Raw genomic sequence first — 16019 nt, forward strand, 5'->3', positions numbered from 1 at the left:
CCGTTGTCTTTTGTACCGGCACAAGCTTTGCTTGCTTATGAATGAATATTCCAGGAGGTCAGCATATGGACACTTCATCGGTCAACGCCGTCCTGTTCGACCTGGATGGCGTCCTGCATGTAGGCAACAGCCCGATTCCCGGCGCGATAGAAACAGTGGACTTGTTGCGCACACGCGGCCTTGCCTGCCGCTTTGTCACCAATACCAGCACCCTGTCGCGCTACTCCCTGCATCAGAAAATCCTCGGCATGGGGTTCTATGTCGCGCCGGAGGAAATCATCAGCGCGCCCGAGGCCGCATTGAAATATCTCGAGCAACTCGGCAACCCGCTCTGCCGCTTCCTGCTGGCCGATGACGTCAAGAAAGACTTCTCGCACTTCCGCCAGTCCAACACCGCGGCGGAATACATCGTCGTGGGCGATATCGGCAAGGCCTGGACCTACGACACCATGAACGAGGTGTTCAACTGCCTCAAGAACGGCGCGAAGCTGATCGCGATCCACAAGAACCGCTTCTGGCAAACCGAGGCTGGCCTACAAATGGATATCGGCGGCTTCATCACCGGGCTGGAATATGCCGCCGGTACCCAGGCCATGATCATCGGCAAGCCTGCGACCGAGTTCTTCCAGATCGCCCTTGCCGACCTCAAGCTCCCGGCATCGGAGGTGTTGATGATCGGGGATGATGTCGATTCGGATGTCGGGGGCGCACAAAAATCGGGCATCCGCGGCGTGCTGGTGCGCACAGGCAAGTTCCGCGAGGAATATCTCGCCTCCTCACCGGTCACGCCAGACTTGGTGATAGACTCTGTCGCCGACCTGCCCGCACTGTTAGGATTGCAGGAGTGACACCACCCAGGAGGATATGCGTTTGAACATTCTTTACATGCCGGGCTTCAACTCCAGCCCGGCAAGTGAGAAATCATCATTGTTGCGGCAACACTTTCCCCAGGCCGTCATTCCCGAATACAACAGCTGGGATCCCGATATTTCCTATATGCAGCTTGAGCAGGCCATCCTGCCGTTGCTGGACCAGGGCGTCTTGCTCACGGGCTCATCGCTCGGTGGTTTCTGGGCCTATCAGTTCGCATGCCGCTATCGTCAACCCTGCTTGTTGATCAATCCTTGCATGCATCCTGAATTGAGCCTGCATCGCTACCTCGGCAAAGTGGAGAATTTCTATTCGCAGGAACAAGGCTGGCTGACCGAAGCCCACCTGGCAAAATATGCCGATTACCGCCTGGACGGCCAACCCGCCAGGGTGACGGTACTACACGAACAAGGCGATGAACTGATTCCCTACATGGAAAGCGTAGCCAACTTCTCCGGCAAGGCCAAGCTGATCCTGCCCGGCGGAGGCCATCACCGCTTTGCCCGGACCGACCTCATCGTCACCAGCATCCGGGATATGCTTACGCCTGCTTGGCATCGGCATCAGAAAGCATAAATCAACCGCCATGACGCCAGCCACTCGGTCTTCATGTCGTCGCCTAGGCGCGAAGGCCCGATGCCAAACTGCAAAGTGCGGTGCTTGTCGAAGTTGTAGTGCAACTGGGGCGTAATGCGGTAACGCCACTTCATGTGGTGGTCAATCTGATTGTTCACTTCCAGCCCCAATACAAGCCGGCTGGAATAGTTGTAAAACAGGCTGTTGTTCGAAAGCACTACATTCCTACCGTCGCTGCCCAATTCGGTGCGCCGTACGCCCAGCATATTGAATGTGCTCCACCTGGGGCTCATGCGATAGCCATGCAAGTACAGGGCATCTGCAGAATACACGTCCTCATGCGCCTTGCGCTTGGCAATCACCTGCCAGCCATGGATCATCCGGTCACTGGCGGGCGAATCCAGCGTCCCCTGCAACGCCAGCTTGTAAGTCGATAGCGAGGAGTTCTCGAACGGCAGCTCAATCTCGAGCGCATACCCGTCGGCAAACGCATATTCAATTTCCGGCGCCCACTGGATATCGCCATTACGTAGCGAGTGTTCCGCCAGGTTGTTCACCTCCAGCTCACCCTTGGGAGAACCCAGTGGTCGCACCAGATCAAACAGCATGGGCTCGGGAATGGCAGGCTGCTCGCTGCTCAACGCTGCGTCATTGGCATGCGACAACATGGAAAACAGGCCGGCCACCGCAGCCACGGCCGGCTTGCACATTACGTCAGACTTCATCGATCCGTCATTTATGGAAACATTGGCGGGTATTATAAGAAAATAATGCCTCCCTTAACATTTCCACGCGGTCCCGGATCACTTTCCTCACAATGATTTACAGCCATGAAAGGGCATAAAATCATATTATTATCGTCCCAGTTTCAGTTAAAATGGGCAGGTTTAATCATTATCAGGTCGTATAACCATGCTGCAAGGCAGTCTCGTTGCCATCGTCACCCCCATGCTCGATGATGGCAGCCTGGACATCCAGGCGTTACGCTCACTCATCGATTACCATATCGAGCAGAAATCCGATGGCATCGTGGTGGTGGGCACAACAGGCGAATCCCCCACTGTCGACTTCGATGAACACGCCCTGCTGATCAAGACCGCGGTCGAGCACAGCGCTGGCCGCATCCCGGTCATCGCCGGTACGGGCGCCAACTCCACCAGCGAGGCCATCGCCCTCACCCGCAAGGCGAAAGAACTGGGGGCAGATGCATGCCTGTTGGTCACCCCCTATTACAACAAGCCGACGCAGGAAGGCCTGTATCAGCACTTCCAGGCGATTGCCGCGGCAGTGGACATCCCGCAGATTTTGTATAACGTCCCCGGCCGCACAGGCTGCGACCTGCAGAACGACACCGTGCTTCGCCTTGCCGCGATCAAGAACATTGTCGGCATCAAGGACGCCACGGGCAATATCGAGCGCGGCACCGACCTGATCCTGCGCGCACCGGCAGGATTTGCGATCTACAGCGGCGATGACGCCAGCAGCCTGGCGCTGTTGTTACTCGGCGGCCACGGGGTTATCTCGGTGACGGCGAATGCCGCCCCCGGGCTGATGCACGAGATGTGCACTGCGGCCCTGGCAGGCGACACCAAGGCCGCCCGTAGCGCCAATGCCAAGTTGTTCGCATTGCATCAGAAACTGTTTGTCGAGGCCAACCCGATCCCGGTGAAATGGGTGTTGCAGCAGATGGGCCTGATCCAGGGTGGCATTCGCCTGCCGCTCGTGCCACTATCATCCCAATTCCATGACACATTGCGCAGCGCCATGAAGCAAGCTGCCATTTGATGCCACCGTTATTCAGTCAAGAGAAACCATGAATCGATTCACAATCAAACCTGTTTTACTGGCTACATTGCTCACCGTCAGCGGGTGCTCCATTCCGTTCATTGATACCAGCTCGGACTATAAGGCGGCAGGCCGCTCACGGCCTTTGGAAGTACCGCCCGACCTGACCAACATTTCGGCCAGCGACGCTTACGCCATTCCCGGCGCGGCCACCAACTATTCCGACTACAGCCAGTCGTTGAATGAAAGCGGCCAGATAGAAAACGAGCAGGATAAAGTATTGCCGAATGCGGACGGCGTCCGCATGGAGCGCGCAGGAGCGCAGCGCTGGCTGGTGGTGAACGCCGCGCCGGAAAAAGTCTGGCCCGTCATTCGCGAGTTCTGGACCGACCTGGGCTTTGCCGTCCAGGTAGAGAACGCGCAAACTGGCGTCATGGAAACGGAATGGGTCGACCCCAGCTCGCTGGATGCTGGCGACAAAACCTATCTGGAGAAATTCCAGGGCTGGCTCGACAAGCTCAACAGCCTGCAGAACCGCCAGAAGTTCCGCACCCGCATCGACCGTGGCGTGGAGCAAGGCACGACCGAAATCTACATGAGCCACCGCGCCGTCAGCAATGTGCCTGATGACGGCAAGGTCAAGGTGCGCACCATCGCCGGCGAAGTGGAAATGGGTTATGCCCCGACCAAGACCAAGCGCACAGGCGCAGAAGAGTCCCGTGCCATCGCGGAAGACATTGATGCTGAACTGTTACGCAGGCTCATGGTGCGCCTGGGCGTCGAGGAGAAGAAGTCCCGCACCATCATCGCCAACGCCTCTCCTGAATTACGCGCCAACATCAACAAGGAAGGCGACGGCACGCTCAGCCTCAGCACCAATGACGCGTTCGACCGCGCATGGCGCCGCGTCGGGCTGGCGCTGGACCGCGTCGGCTTCATCGTCGAGGATCGCGACCGCTCCAGCGGCATTTTCTACGTCCGCTACACGGACAACGATATTGACGAACTGCCAAAGGAAAAGAAAGGCTTGCTGGAAACCCTGAAGTTCTGGGGCAACGACAAGGCCGACAAGGACGGCAACAAAAAGCGCAAGTCCGGCGAGACTCAGTACCAAGTCAGGGTGGAAAGCTCGGGGGATAGCAACTCCCTGATCACCATCACGGACAAGGATGGCCAGCGCGAACGCACCAGTACGGCAAACCGCATCATCAACCTGCTGTTCGAGCAACTCAAATAATTCATGCCAGGGGCCGTTGCCGATTTAGTTGCATTAAACCGGCAACCGTCCCCGATCGGTACTTGCTGATATGCGATTTGCTTCACTCGGCAGCGGCAGCGCAGGCAACGGCCTGATCATCGAGCAAGGCACCACCCGCCTGTTGCTGGATTGCGGCTTCGGCTTGCGCGACGCAATTCGGCGCATCGCCAAGCTAGGCCTGCAGCCGGAAGAGATTGACGGCATTCTCGTCACCCATGAGCACGACGACCACACCGGCGGCGTGTTCAAACTCGCCAACCGCTATCGCATCCCGGTGTGGCTTACCCATGGCACATACGTCACAAGCCAGAGACTTATGCCAAAGGAATGCGGGTTCGACCTGCATATCATCGATAGCCACCAGTTATTCAGCATTGGTGATTTGCAGGTCCAGCCCTACCCGGTGCCGCACGATGCACGCGAACCAGTGCAATACACGTTCACAGATGGCCAACACAAGCTCGGCGTTCTCACCGACGCAGGCACTTCAACCCCGCACATCGAAACCACACTAAACGCCTGTGACGCGCTGATTCTCGAATGCAACCATGACCTGGACATGCTGCGCAACGGCCCTTACGTGCGCTCCCTGAAGCAACGCGTAGGCGGCCGCCTCGGGCATCTGGACAATGAGAGCGCAGCAGACCTGCTAGGCAAACTCGACAACAGCAAACTGCAACACATCGTGGCTGCGCACCTGAGCGAGAAGAATAACCAGCCGGCGCTGGTCAATACCGCATTGAGCCGCACTCTCGGCTGTGAGGAACACTGGATAGCGATCGCCAGCCAGCAAGAAGGGTTCGACTGGCGTCAAATCAAATGAAGCAAGTATCTTTAGAGGAACTTAAGGAAAGCTGAGCAGTAAAAAAACAAAAAGCCGGCATTGCCGGCTTTTCGATCCAGATAATTGAAGCTGGCATTAAAGCCAGCCTGTCAATTACTTAGCTTCTTCAGCAGGTGCTTCTTCTGCAGGAGCTTCAGCTGGTGCTTCTTCAACAGCAGGAGCAGCTTCTTCTGCAGGAGCTTCAGCTGGTGCCTCTTCAACAGCAGGAGCAGCTTCTTCAACAGCAGGAGCTTCAGCAGGTGCTTCTTCCTTTTGACCACAAGCGGTCAAAGCAAGTGCGAGCAGAGCGGCAAGCAGAGCGGAACGTGTCATTTTTTATCCCTTAAAGATGTGTGTAGACAATAAATTTTAAAACCAGTTACGGTAAGCCTTTAAACCAACCGAGTGCCAAAAATTCTACCATTTCCGATAAAAAATACCACTGTTTTTTGGCTACCAGCCTTATTTAGCACAATATTCTGCCATTTCCTGAATAAAAAAACAGGAGGCAAATCCCTCAGTCAACCTTGATTTGCAGACGGCTGTTTTTTCCCTCTGCAAACTGGCTTTGCGAGAGGATGGCGCGGCTGACTTCATCCCTTCCCTGCATGACGCCGCCGATATCCAGCCACTGCCCCCGCGTGGCGCGTACCGTGGTCGACAACTGCTCGAAATCAATGAAGCCCCTCGCGTTGAGGCGCGCGATACGCGGCGTGATTTCCACTTCAACCTCGTTGCCGATATAGCGCGGCCTGACAGCAAAGCCGGTCGTGACGTCATGGAACTCGGTGGTTTGCTGCACATTGGCATATTGCGTGGTCAACAGTACCCATTGCTGGGTAAAAGGCACGGATTGCCCGACCTGGATGAAAGCACGCTCGCCATCGAGCACGGTCAGGAACTGCTCCCCGCTGCGACGGGTTGCGGATTGGCCGTCATCCATATTGAAGCGCAAACCCTCGCGCTGCGCCGCATCATTGATGCCTATCTCGGCATCGCCGTATCTCACGCTTCCTTCGACGCCTATCGCGCTATTGTCCTGCGTGGCATAGTCCTCATGGCGAACCGTGATGCGTACGTTGCGCTGCACGGTATCCAGCCTCTCGACCAAGGCCTCGACCGCGTCCATTTTGTCCGCTGTGGCGCGCACGACGAGATGCTGCTCAATCGCGGTGACCGAGCCCTCGGGGCCGACGAGCTGTTGTACCGCGGGCAGGATATCCTGCGGAAAACGGTGCTGCAGCGTAATCATCTTGAAATCCAGGCCTGCCGCCTGCACAGGCGCGCAGACCAGACACATGGTCATCAACAAGGCACGCATGATTTCATTCCTGGTCAATGCATACTCCCAATTTACGGGTGGCGCTTGCTGCACCACTCACTGCAGATATATCGCCCAACCCTGCATATTGCTTTTGCGTAAGCTACGCGATCACTCCATGAAATGCAAATAGCCTGCCAGATACCAGTCATATAGCTGCTGCATCAAGCCAGCATCCTGCAAGATAGTGGAATCAAAGCAGGCCGCCTCGAGCCGGCGACCATCCGCCAATGCCGTCAGAAACGGTTGGTGTCGCGCCGTTACCGCCAGTTGCTCGCCGTTCATGAAGAACTGGTTGTCGCAGAACAACATCTGGCTTTTGCCGGACAAGGCAATGCCGCGCTTGGGGAGTTGTTGCACAAAACGCTTCAAGGCCAACGCCTCATTTTCGTCAAACACAATATGCGGCTTGGGCTCGGAAAGGTAACGCCCGAGGAAATTGGATACATCGCTCGCTTGCCAGCGGATCTGCTCCAGCATCGCGCTGACCTTGTCCAGCATCTGCGCACCTATCTCCGCCGGATGCGGTTGCGGCTGCAATTCCGGGTCGGCATACATTCCGGGCACTTGTAATTTATCCTGCAAATAATTGAGAAACTCGCTGGCGAGCTCCTGCGCCGAAGGCGCCCGGAAGCCTATGGAATACGTCATCGCGTTGCCTACTGCAATGCCCCAGTGCGCGACGTGGGGCGGCAAATAGAGCATATCCCCTGGCCCTAGCACCCATTCATGCTCGGTATTGAAATTTTGCAGGATACGCAGCGGCGCGCCCTCGACCAAGCTCAAGTCCTCCTGCTCACTAATCCGCCACAAACGCTCGCCTTCGCCCTGCAGCAGGAACACGTCGTAAGAATCGAAATGCGGCCCCACGCCTCCTTGGTCGGGCGCAAAGCTCACCATGAGGTCGTCCAGCCTGGCGTAAGGCACGAAAGCGAATTGCTGCAGCAATTCCGCCGCTTCAGGCAAATGATGGTTGACGCCTTGCACCAGCAGGGTCCAGTCACGTTCCGGCAGCTTGGCAAAGCGCTTTTCGTCGAACGGCCCGCTCTCCACATGCCAGCGTCCGCGCTTGGATGAAATCAGGCGCGACTGCACATCGTCCTCGCAAGCCAGCCCCGCCAGTTCATCAGGACTTAGCAGCCCATTGAATCCGGGGATCGCCTGGCGGATCAGCAAAGGCTTTTTCTGCCAGTATTCGGCGAGAAATTGCTCCGCGCTCAAGCCGCCAAGCAAGGCAAGCGGAACGCTATGTGAATTTTGTTGTTTTTTCATGCTCGCATGATAGCGCATTGCTTACGCTGCCAAGAAATTAGGTTAGAATCTTTCCCATCTCTCCCAACTGCAAAGCAAGCCATGCTGCAGCCCAATACGCCAGCCCCTGACTTTTCCCTGCTAGATGCAGATATCGAAACCATCAGCCTTTCCGCACTGCGTGGCCGTAATGTGGTGCTCTACTTCTATCCCAAGGACAACACCCCCAGTTGCACATTGCAAGCCATCGAATTCAGCGATCTGGAGGAAGAGTTCAAGCGCCATGACACCTTCGTGATCGGCATTAGCCGGGATGATTGCATGAGCCATGCCAACTTCCGCGACAAGCATGGCCTGGCAGTACAACTGCTATCCGATGAGGATGGCGAGGTATGCAGCCAATATGGCGTATGGCAGGAAAAGGAGAAGGACGGCATCAAAAAAATGGGCATAGTCCGCTCCACATTTGTCATCGACCGGACTGGAGTGGTACGCTTGGCACAATATGGGGTGGTGGCCAAAGGCCATGCCGCAGAAATACTCAACTTTATCAAATCACTTTAAGAAGAAGGATCTTTCATGCAGATCGCCATGAACACTGTTGTCACCATCACTTATGAACTACGCGATAGCGATGGGAATATTCTAGAGTCCAGCAAGGATCCCGTCAGCTACCTGCACGGCGGATATGACAATATTTTCCCGCGAGTAGAAGAAGAACTGCATGGCAAGTCTGTCGGCGACTCCATCGAACTGACCCTGGAGCCGGCCGACGCATTCGGCGACTATGACGAGGAGCTGGTGCAAATAGAGCCTGCTTCCGCCTTCCCTACCGAGGAATTGAAAGTCGGCATGCAATTTGAAGGCGAAGACGAAACCGGCGACGTGGTGCTGTATACCGTCACCAATATCGAAGACGGCAAGGTCATCGTCGACGGCAACCACCCCTGGGCCGGTGAACGGGTGCTGTTCAAGGCGTCCGTCACGGCAGTGCGCGAAGCAGGCAAGGAAGAGGTAGAGCACGGTCACGTACACGGCGCGGGTGGCCACCATCACTAGGCTCGATTAGTTGATACGCCAAACCTAGTTCCAGGTCCAATAAAAAAGGCAGCCTCATGGCTGCCTTTTTCGTATCCAGTGGCGGCTAAAAAGCCGCTTGACTCTATTATGCGCAAGACACACTGCGCACTGCCTTCTTGGCACGCGCCTGCTTGCGTCTGGCCAGGCGCGCATTGATACGCGACTGCCTCACGGACAATGACCAGCTGTAGCTGGTCCAGCCAATCGACAAGGCAAGGGAAACTCCGCCAGCAATCATTGCACCCAGCTTTTCACCGGCAAACCAGCCGATCATGGCAACAAAGGACGCAAATACCACGGGGATCACTATTTTGATGAAATACTCGACAACCATATCTTCCTTTTGGGATCTCTTAAATTGACAAAACCGAAGTCCCGGTAAGGACTACGGTTCACATTGTGGCAGGCAGTTGTTTCAAAACTATGTCGAATTATTGCTGATATTTATATTAATTTTTTCAATTTGTACAAAACATCCAGCGCCTGCCTTGGCGTCAAGCCATCGGGATCAATGCTTTCGAGCTCGGAAACGGCCGGGTGCATGGCGGGTTCCGGCGCACTATCCACCGCAACAAACATATCTCCTTGCCCGGAAGAAGATTGCTGCATCACCTGGCTTTGCTCGAGCTGCACCAGTTTACGCTTCGCGGCATTCACCACCGAGCGCGGGATGCCCGCCAGTTGCGCCACCTGCAAACCATAGCTCTGGCTTGCAGGCCCCTCTTCCACGTTATGCAAAAACACAATACCGTTGCCGTGCTCAACCGCATCCAGGTGCACATTGGCCGCATGCTTGAACTCTTCGCTGATTCTGGTCAATTCAAAATAGTGCGTGGCAAACAAGGTATAGCTACGGTTCCTCTCCAACAGCTGCCTGGCGACTGCCCATGCCAGGGACAAGCCGTCAAAAGTCGAAGTGCCGCGCCCGATTTCATCCAGCAATACCAGGCTTTGCTCTGTCGCGTTGTGCAGGATATTGGCGGTCTCGGTCATTTCCACCATGAAGGTGGAACGGCCTCCGGCCAAGTCGTCCGAAGCGCCGATGCGGGTGAAAATCCGGTCTATCGGCCCTATCTTCGCCGATTTCGCCGGGACGAAACAGCCGCAATGCGCGAGCAGCACGATCAACGCTGTTTGCCGCATGTAAGTCGACTTACCACCCATGTTGGGCCCGGTAATCAACAATAACTGGCGGTAAGGCGACAAGGAAACACTATTGGCGATGAACGGCTGCGCCAACTGCTCCACTACCGGATGGCGGCCGTCCACGATATCCAGGCCGGCCTCATTGCTGAATTGGGGCGCGACATATTTCAACACATCCGCACGCTCGGCAAATGTTGCCAACACATCCAATTGCGCCACGGCTTCCGCGTTGCGCTGCAAGGCGGTCAGCGCAGGCTGCAAGTTTTCAAGTAAGGCATCGAACAGCACTTTTTCACGCGCCAGGGCACGCTCATTGGCGGAGAGCACCTTGTCTTCAAACGTCTTCAGTTCTGGCGTGATATAGCGCTCGACATTCTTCAGCGTCTGGCGGCGGCGGTATTCGGCAGGCACGTTCTCGGATTGCGCACGGCTGATCTCGATGTAAAAGCCATGCACGCTGTTATATTCCACCTTGAGGTTGCTGATGCCGCTGCGCTCGCGCTCCTGCGCTTCGAACTTGAGCAGGAACTCGCCGCAATTGCTCTGGATGCCCCGTAACTCATCCAATTCTGCATCAAATCCATCGGCAATCACGCCGCCTTCGCGCAATACGGCGGCAGGCTCATCCTTGACGGCCGCCAACAACATATCCAACGCGGCTTGCGGCACATCCAGCTGTTGCTGCAAGGCTTGCAGCAACAACGAACTTTCAGGACGCAATACGCGCTGCAACAGCGGCAGTTGTTGCAAACTGTCGCGCAAGCCGGACAAGTCGCGAGGACGCGCCGTTTTCAGGGCAACGCGCGCCGTCATGCGCTCCACATCCCCGACATTGCGCAACAATGGACGCAAGCCATCGTACTGCGCCTGCAAGCCCGTCACCGCCTGCAAGCGCGCCTGGATGTCAGGCTGGTGCTGCAAGGGATGATGCAGCCAAATACGCAGCAAACGCGCACCCATGGCCGTCACCGTGGTATTCAGCAAAGAATACAATGTGGGCGACGGTTCTCCGCGCAAGGTCTGGTCGATTTCCAGGTTGCGGCGTGTCGCGGCATCCAATTGGATGAACTGGCTGCCCTGCTCTACCGTCAGCCCCTGGATATGCGGCAGGCTGGTGCGCTGCGTATGCTTGACGTAATCCAGCAAGGCGCCAGCCGCCATGATGGCCGCCTGCATATCGGCGCAGCCGAAGCCGTCCAGGTCGTAGGTGCTGAACTGCTTGGTCAGGGTCTGGACCGATGAATCCAGGTCGAACTGCCAAGGCGCCAGCCTCTTCTTGGAACATTTCACCTGCTCCAGCGCGACATGGGAAAAATCATCGGGATAAAGAATTTCAGCCGGACTGATGCGCTCAAGCTCCTGCGCCAGCAGCCCCGGCGCTATTTCGCTCAGGACAAAACGGCCCGAGGCAAGGTTGATGCGGGCAACCCCCAATACGCCTTCACCGCGGGAAATGGCAAGCAGCAGATTGTCGCGCGTGTCGTCCAGCAAGGCCGCGTCGGTCAATGTGCCCGGCGTCAGGATGCGCGTGACCTGGCGTTCCACCGGCCCCTTGCTCTTGGCGGGGTCGCCCACCTGTTCGCAAATGGCGACAGCCTCGCCCAGCTTGGCAAGTTTTGCCAGGTATTGCTCCGCCGCATGATAAGGCACGCCCGCCATGCGGATAGGCTCTCCATTGGAGCTGCCGCGCTTGGTAAGGGTAATGCCAAGCAAACGCGATGCCTTCTCCGCATCGTCATGGAATAATTCGTAGAAATCCCCCATGCGATAGAACACCAGCATATCGGGATATTGCGCCTTGATGCCGAGATACTGGCGCATCATCGGCGTATGTTGTTCCAAGATATTGTCTGAGGTAGTCAAATTCATTGCCCGTTCAAGCGTGCCTGCCAACGCCAGCACATCACTACAAACCTTGATTATAACGCCGCCACTATCAAGCTCACCATGCAAAAAAACGCCCCGATAACGGGGCGCAAGTACAACTACTCCAGCAAAAAGCCAGAGGAAGGATGCGGTTAAGGATTAGAAATCGTAACGGACACCACCGAACACCTGGCGTTGACGACCGGCATGCATGCCATCGACACGTGTTGCCAGATACTCCTTGTCACCCAGGTTATGCCCGCTGACGAAGAAGGTAGCCTTGCTGCCTATTGGACGATAGCTCACGGATGCGTTTAGCAGCGTGTAGGAAGGAATCTTGCCGCTCAGCCCTCTAAGCTGGTTATATTCGCTACGCCCCTCGCGGAAAGTAACATCCTCATATTGCTCACTGACATAATCCACACCTATACGAGCATTGAAACCAACTGGGTGCTCATAGCCAAAGTTTAAAGAGGCGATATGCTTAGGCGCATAGGCAAGGCGATCGCCGCTGCGGATATCGTCATCAAGACTGGTCTTCTTAAACTTAGCAGTGAAGAGGTTTGTATAGGAGCCGCTAACGTAGAAATTGTGCGAAGTATTGTAGATTGTCCCGAAATCGACGCGTCCTGCAAATTCTATGCCGGTGTGTTGGGATTCACCGCCATTACGGAATGAGCCAAAGCCATTGCTGATCACAATTTCGTCGAACTGAGTATGGAACAATGTGGCCTCATATGCGATACCCCTCAGGTTATTGGAACGAATACCAAACTCCCAATTAGTGCTTTCCTCTGGCTTCACTTTAACTGCAACAGCAGAGTTCTGTGGGTTATCTTCATCCACAATCAAATCTCGATCCGGACGTGGCGGAGCGAACCCTTTGTGGACACCACCAAAAATAGTTGTATTGGTAATCCCGTTCCATGCTACGCCAAATCCAGGCAATACCTTGGTCTGATTGTTGGTCAAGGATGACTCGGGATTGTTCTGAGTTTCCCCCTCTGCACGTTTGATATTAGTCGCAACGCGGATATCCTCCACCCGAATTCCCGGCGTCAAAGACCAATCGCCAACATAAAAGGTATTTTGCGCATAGTAAGACTTGGCCTCCACATTAATCGCAATATCTTCACGATGACTACCATTGGCAATCGCCCAACCTAAATCCTGGGCCAATGGACTGCTATCACGGTATTGATTTCTCTGGATATCTTCCTTGTGATAGCGAAACCCAATTACTGCATCACTTTCGATACCAAACAAGTTATGGCTAATGTCCAGACGAGGTTCAACACCCCAATATTCGTATTCACGAGGACGCCAGCGCCCACCGCAGGTAGCAGAATTAACCTCGGTTGCAACGCCTAATCCAGTACATCTGTCCATCCTTGAACGACCATCAAGTTCACCAGGAGTATTGATCTGCCGGAAAGATGCGCGCTCAGAGTTCACATAATAGAACTGTGTACTGAACTTAGCCCTCTCGTTCACTTGAAAAATATGCTGCAACTGCAATGACTTACGAGTGTGATTAAAATAGTCTTGCTTACCAGTAGGCGCCTGATATTTATCCTCGTTGTATTCAACAAGGCCTAAACCAGTCTCAGAAATACTTGAGTTTTCTTCATACCAGCCCACTTTGGCAATCAAGGTATTTCGGTCATCCAGGTTCAACTGGCCTTTCAACGTCAGTTCATTGATCTCAAAGTCATGGTTGTCGCGGATGCCATCACCTTTGCGATTGACTGCGTCGAGCATAATGCCACCCCAGTCGCCGCCCGTACCGATATTGACGTGGCCGCCGCTGAAGTTGTTATTTCCAATAATCGCCATCACGCTCGCCTGGAATTCTTTTGGTACAGGCTTGGTCACGAAGTTGATCATGCCGCCGACCGTCTGAGGGCCGTATAGGGTCTGCCCGGAGCCTTTCACCACTTCGATCCGGCTTACACGGTCAAGCGGTGTGGAATAATGGGCCGATGGGTCGCCGTAAGGCGCCAGGAACAAAGGTACGCCGTCTTCCATAAGCAAAGTACGTGAAGTACGGCGGGGATTCAGGCCGCGAACGCCGATATTAGGCGCCAGCGCAAAGGCGTCTTCACCAACAATATTAATCCCGGGTGTTTGGTTTAATGCTTCGCGCACGCTGAATGGCTGCCGAGCCTTCAATTCCTTTTCATCCACCACATTGAAAGAGCCAGGCACCGCCTCCAAGCGATCTGGCAAGATGCTGGTTACCTTGACCTTGTCTGCAACAATGCTCTCCTCATTCGCCTCGGAAGCGGCATTCTGCTGACTCGCCTGTTCTGCCGCGAACGCTGGCATAGTCAGGATCAAGGCTGCCATCCCCATCATTGGTTTTTTAATCACGTTTGAATTCCCTCTCAGTATTATTTGAACGCTGGAATAGCATTGTTTTTCCAGCACTTCTCCATAAATATCACCGTTTTTCTTTAATTGTAAAAATTTGTAATCGGCGACAGGTGAGAGTTTCCAAGGATTGGTTCAATCCAAGAAGAGGAATTAATCACAAATTATATTGGGAATAAATCCCAAATATGTTTTGAAAATATTTCAATGTAAATAAAAATTAATCACCCACAAAAACGGGAAAAACTCACAAACCCACGTCCAGCAAGCGATTTCAGGAAAAAATCACTTCCATGTAATGAATGATCTCTATCAGAATGTCGCGATAATGAGCACCACTCAAAACTCCATCCCTATGATCACGTTCTGGACACGCATTTCTCAGTCTGCCCGTGATTTTGTCATTGCCCTCGTTGTCATCATTAGCGTCTTCCTGCTCTCGGCAAAGCTGGACCTCTCGGAAAAATTCATCGCCTGGGCGCTGGCCCATGAGTCACTGCAGCTGGACGAGTTTCCATTGGTGCTTTTCGTCGCAGCTTTTGTTGCGATCTGGTTTTCACGCCGCCGCATGCGAGAAATGATCTCTGAAGCCAACCGCCGGGCAGAGGCGGAACATGCGTCACAAGAAAGCCAGCGCATGTTCAAAACGCTGTTCGACCAAGGTTTGTGCGGCAACTTCATTGCCGATATGAAAGGCAATATCTTGCTGTGCAACCAGGCGTTCAGCACGATGTCTGGCAACAGCGCCTCCACGCTTAACCTGAAGAAGGCAATTGGCAAGCATTGGGATGAGCTTTGCCAAAAGCTGCAAACGGCAGAAAAAGTGGACATTCCGGAACTCACGGTTGCTCGTCCCGATAATGCGCCATGGATCGTGATGGCCCGGCTGACACGCGCCCTGGACAATCCGCACACCTCCGAAAAAAACATCTACGGTTTTTTTGCCGATATCACGGAACAGCACCTGGCCGAACGTGAACTGGCTGTCCTGCTCAAGGAAAACCAGGCGCTTGCACGCCATGCCATGCAGGTTCAAGAAGAAGAGCGCCGCAATATCGCGCGTGAGGTCCATGATGAAATGGGGCAATACCTTACCGCCATCCGCCTGGAACTGGCTAGCCTGCCCAAGGATAAGCAGCATTCGTTGGCAGAGTTTGCCGCGCGCATCAACTCGCATGTCGAGCACATCCAGCAAGCGGTGCGGGGGTTGATCCACCGCCTGCGGCCTACGGCATTGGACGCCCATGGGCTCGTTGAGGCGATTGAACAATTGGTCAGCGAGTGGAAAAAGCAGCATCCGGCCATCGAATGTCAATTGGCGCTGGACAAGAGTTGCTTGAGCCTGCCGGAAAAGACCAGCATCGTGGCCTACCGCATCGTGCAGGAATCGCTCACCAATATTGCGCGCCATGCGCATGCAAGCCATATCTCGATCAAGCTCATCCGCACGCGCGGCATTCTTTCCGACACATTGACGATAGAAGTTCATGATGACGGCGTTGGCTTCAACCCTCACCTGCCCAGGGCCGGTTTCGGCCTATCCGGCATGCGCGAGCGCGTTGAAGCGGAAGGCGGCGTGTTTAACGTACGCAGCAGGGAAAAAGGGGTCGTCATTTCGGCCACGCTACCCTTCAGTACAGCATCCAAGGCGATTCAGGAAAGTAATTAAC

General features: G+C 54.8%; 15 protein-coding genes. 8 read left to right on the forward strand and 7 right to left on the reverse strand.

All coding sequences use genetic code 11. The features are described 5' to 3' along the window. The first annotated feature begins 65 nt into the window (after positions 1–65). Complete coding sequence (locus tag ACW4YW_RS03350) at positions 66–848, forward strand: TIGR01458 family HAD-type hydrolase (RefSeq protein ID WP_457136258.1); 783 nt, start codon at positions 66–68, stop codon at positions 846–848. A 16-nt stretch (positions 849–864) separates the two neighbouring features. Next, on the forward strand, positions 865–1446 hold the full coding sequence (locus tag ACW4YW_RS03355; RefSeq protein ID WP_457136259.1) for a YqiA/YcfP family alpha/beta fold hydrolase: 582 nt from the start codon (positions 865–867) through the stop codon (positions 1444–1446). On the opposite strand, the gene ACW4YW_RS03360 is transcribed toward ACW4YW_RS03355, so the two are convergent. Continuing rightward, complete coding sequence (locus tag ACW4YW_RS03360) at positions 1434–2171, reverse strand: hypothetical protein (protein WP_457136260.1); 738 nt, start codon at positions 2169–2171, stop codon at positions 1434–1436. The two genes, ACW4YW_RS03355 and ACW4YW_RS03360, sit on opposite strands and share 13 nt — an antisense overlap. 187 nt (positions 2172–2358) lie before the next feature. Between ACW4YW_RS03360 and dapA the strand changes: the two genes are divergently transcribed. From dapA to ACW4YW_RS03375, 3 genes are all read left to right on the forward strand, one after another. Further along, positions 2359–3231 (forward strand): 4-hydroxy-tetrahydrodipicolinate synthase, encoded by an 873-nt coding sequence (gene dapA / locus ACW4YW_RS03365; RefSeq protein WP_457136261.1) that lies wholly within the window; start codon positions 2359–2361, stop codon positions 3229–3231. Between the two features lie 28 nt (positions 3232–3259). After that, positions 3260–4468: an outer membrane protein assembly factor BamC gene (gene bamC, locus ACW4YW_RS03370; protein ID WP_457136262.1), complete on the forward strand. Its 1209-nt coding sequence runs from the start codon at positions 3260–3262 to the stop codon at positions 4466–4468. A 70-nt stretch (positions 4469–4538) separates the two neighbouring features. After that, complete coding sequence (locus ACW4YW_RS03375) at positions 4539–5312, forward strand: MBL fold metallo-hydrolase (RefSeq protein WP_457136263.1); 774 nt, start codon at positions 4539–4541, stop codon at positions 5310–5312. A gap of 114 nt (positions 5313–5426) precedes the next feature. Here ACW4YW_RS03375 and ACW4YW_RS03380 read toward each other — a convergent pair whose 3' ends face one another. The 3 genes from ACW4YW_RS03380 to ACW4YW_RS03390 form a co-directional block, all read right to left on the reverse strand. Then, a complete protein-coding gene (locus ACW4YW_RS03380; protein WP_407994300.1) occupies positions 5427–5645 on the reverse strand; it encodes a hypothetical protein in 219 nt (72 codons plus the stop codon). Between the two features lie 184 nt (positions 5646–5829). After that, entirely contained in the window at positions 5830–6633 is an 804-nt protein-coding gene (locus ACW4YW_RS03385) for a secretin N-terminal domain-containing protein (RefSeq protein WP_457136264.1), read from the reverse strand. Between the two features lie 111 nt (positions 6634–6744). Then, positions 6745–7905 carry a JmjC domain-containing protein gene (locus tag ACW4YW_RS03390; protein ID WP_457136265.1) on the reverse strand — a complete coding sequence of 387 codons (1161 nt, stop codon included), beginning with the start codon at positions 7903–7905 and terminating at the stop codon, positions 6745–6747. Between the two features lie 81 nt (positions 7906–7986). Between ACW4YW_RS03390 and ACW4YW_RS03395 the strand changes: the two genes are divergently transcribed. Both ACW4YW_RS03395 and ACW4YW_RS03400 read left to right on the forward strand, forming a co-directional pair. After that, positions 7987–8448 carry a peroxiredoxin gene (locus ACW4YW_RS03395; RefSeq protein WP_457136266.1) on the forward strand — a complete coding sequence of 154 codons (462 nt, stop codon included), beginning with the start codon at positions 7987–7989 and terminating at the stop codon, positions 8446–8448. 15 nt (positions 8449–8463) lie between these two features. Beyond that, complete coding sequence (locus ACW4YW_RS03400) at positions 8464–8943, forward strand: FKBP-type peptidyl-prolyl cis-trans isomerase (protein ID WP_457136267.1); 480 nt, start codon at positions 8464–8466, stop codon at positions 8941–8943. Positions 8944–9049: 106 nt separating this feature from the next. Here ACW4YW_RS03400 and ACW4YW_RS03405 read toward each other — a convergent pair whose 3' ends face one another. The 3 genes from ACW4YW_RS03405 to ACW4YW_RS03415 all read right to left on the reverse strand — a co-directional run bounded on the left by ACW4YW_RS03405 (position 9050) and on the right by ACW4YW_RS03415 (position 14349). After that, complete coding sequence (locus ACW4YW_RS03405; RefSeq protein ID WP_457136268.1) at positions 9050–9298, reverse strand: hypothetical protein; 249 nt, start codon at positions 9296–9298, stop codon at positions 9050–9052. 110 nt (positions 9299–9408) lie between these two features. After that, positions 9409–11979, reverse strand: coding sequence for a DNA mismatch repair protein MutS (gene mutS / locus ACW4YW_RS03410; RefSeq protein ID WP_457136269.1), 2571 nt, complete (start codon positions 11977–11979; stop codon positions 9409–9411). 156 nt (positions 11980–12135) lie between these two features. Beyond that, on the reverse strand, positions 12136–14349 hold the full coding sequence (locus ACW4YW_RS03415) for a TonB-dependent receptor family protein (protein WP_457136270.1): 2214 nt from the start codon (positions 14347–14349) through the stop codon (positions 12136–12138). A 328-nt stretch (positions 14350–14677) separates the two neighbouring features. Here ACW4YW_RS03415 and ACW4YW_RS03420 point away from each other — a divergent pair, with 328 nt between their 5' ends. After that, positions 14678–16018 (forward strand): histidine kinase, encoded by a 1341-nt coding sequence (locus ACW4YW_RS03420; protein ID WP_457136271.1) that lies wholly within the window; start codon positions 14678–14680, stop codon positions 16016–16018. Position 16019: the final 1 nt, after the last annotated feature.

The organism is Methylobacillus pratensis (genome assembly GCF_054072455.1).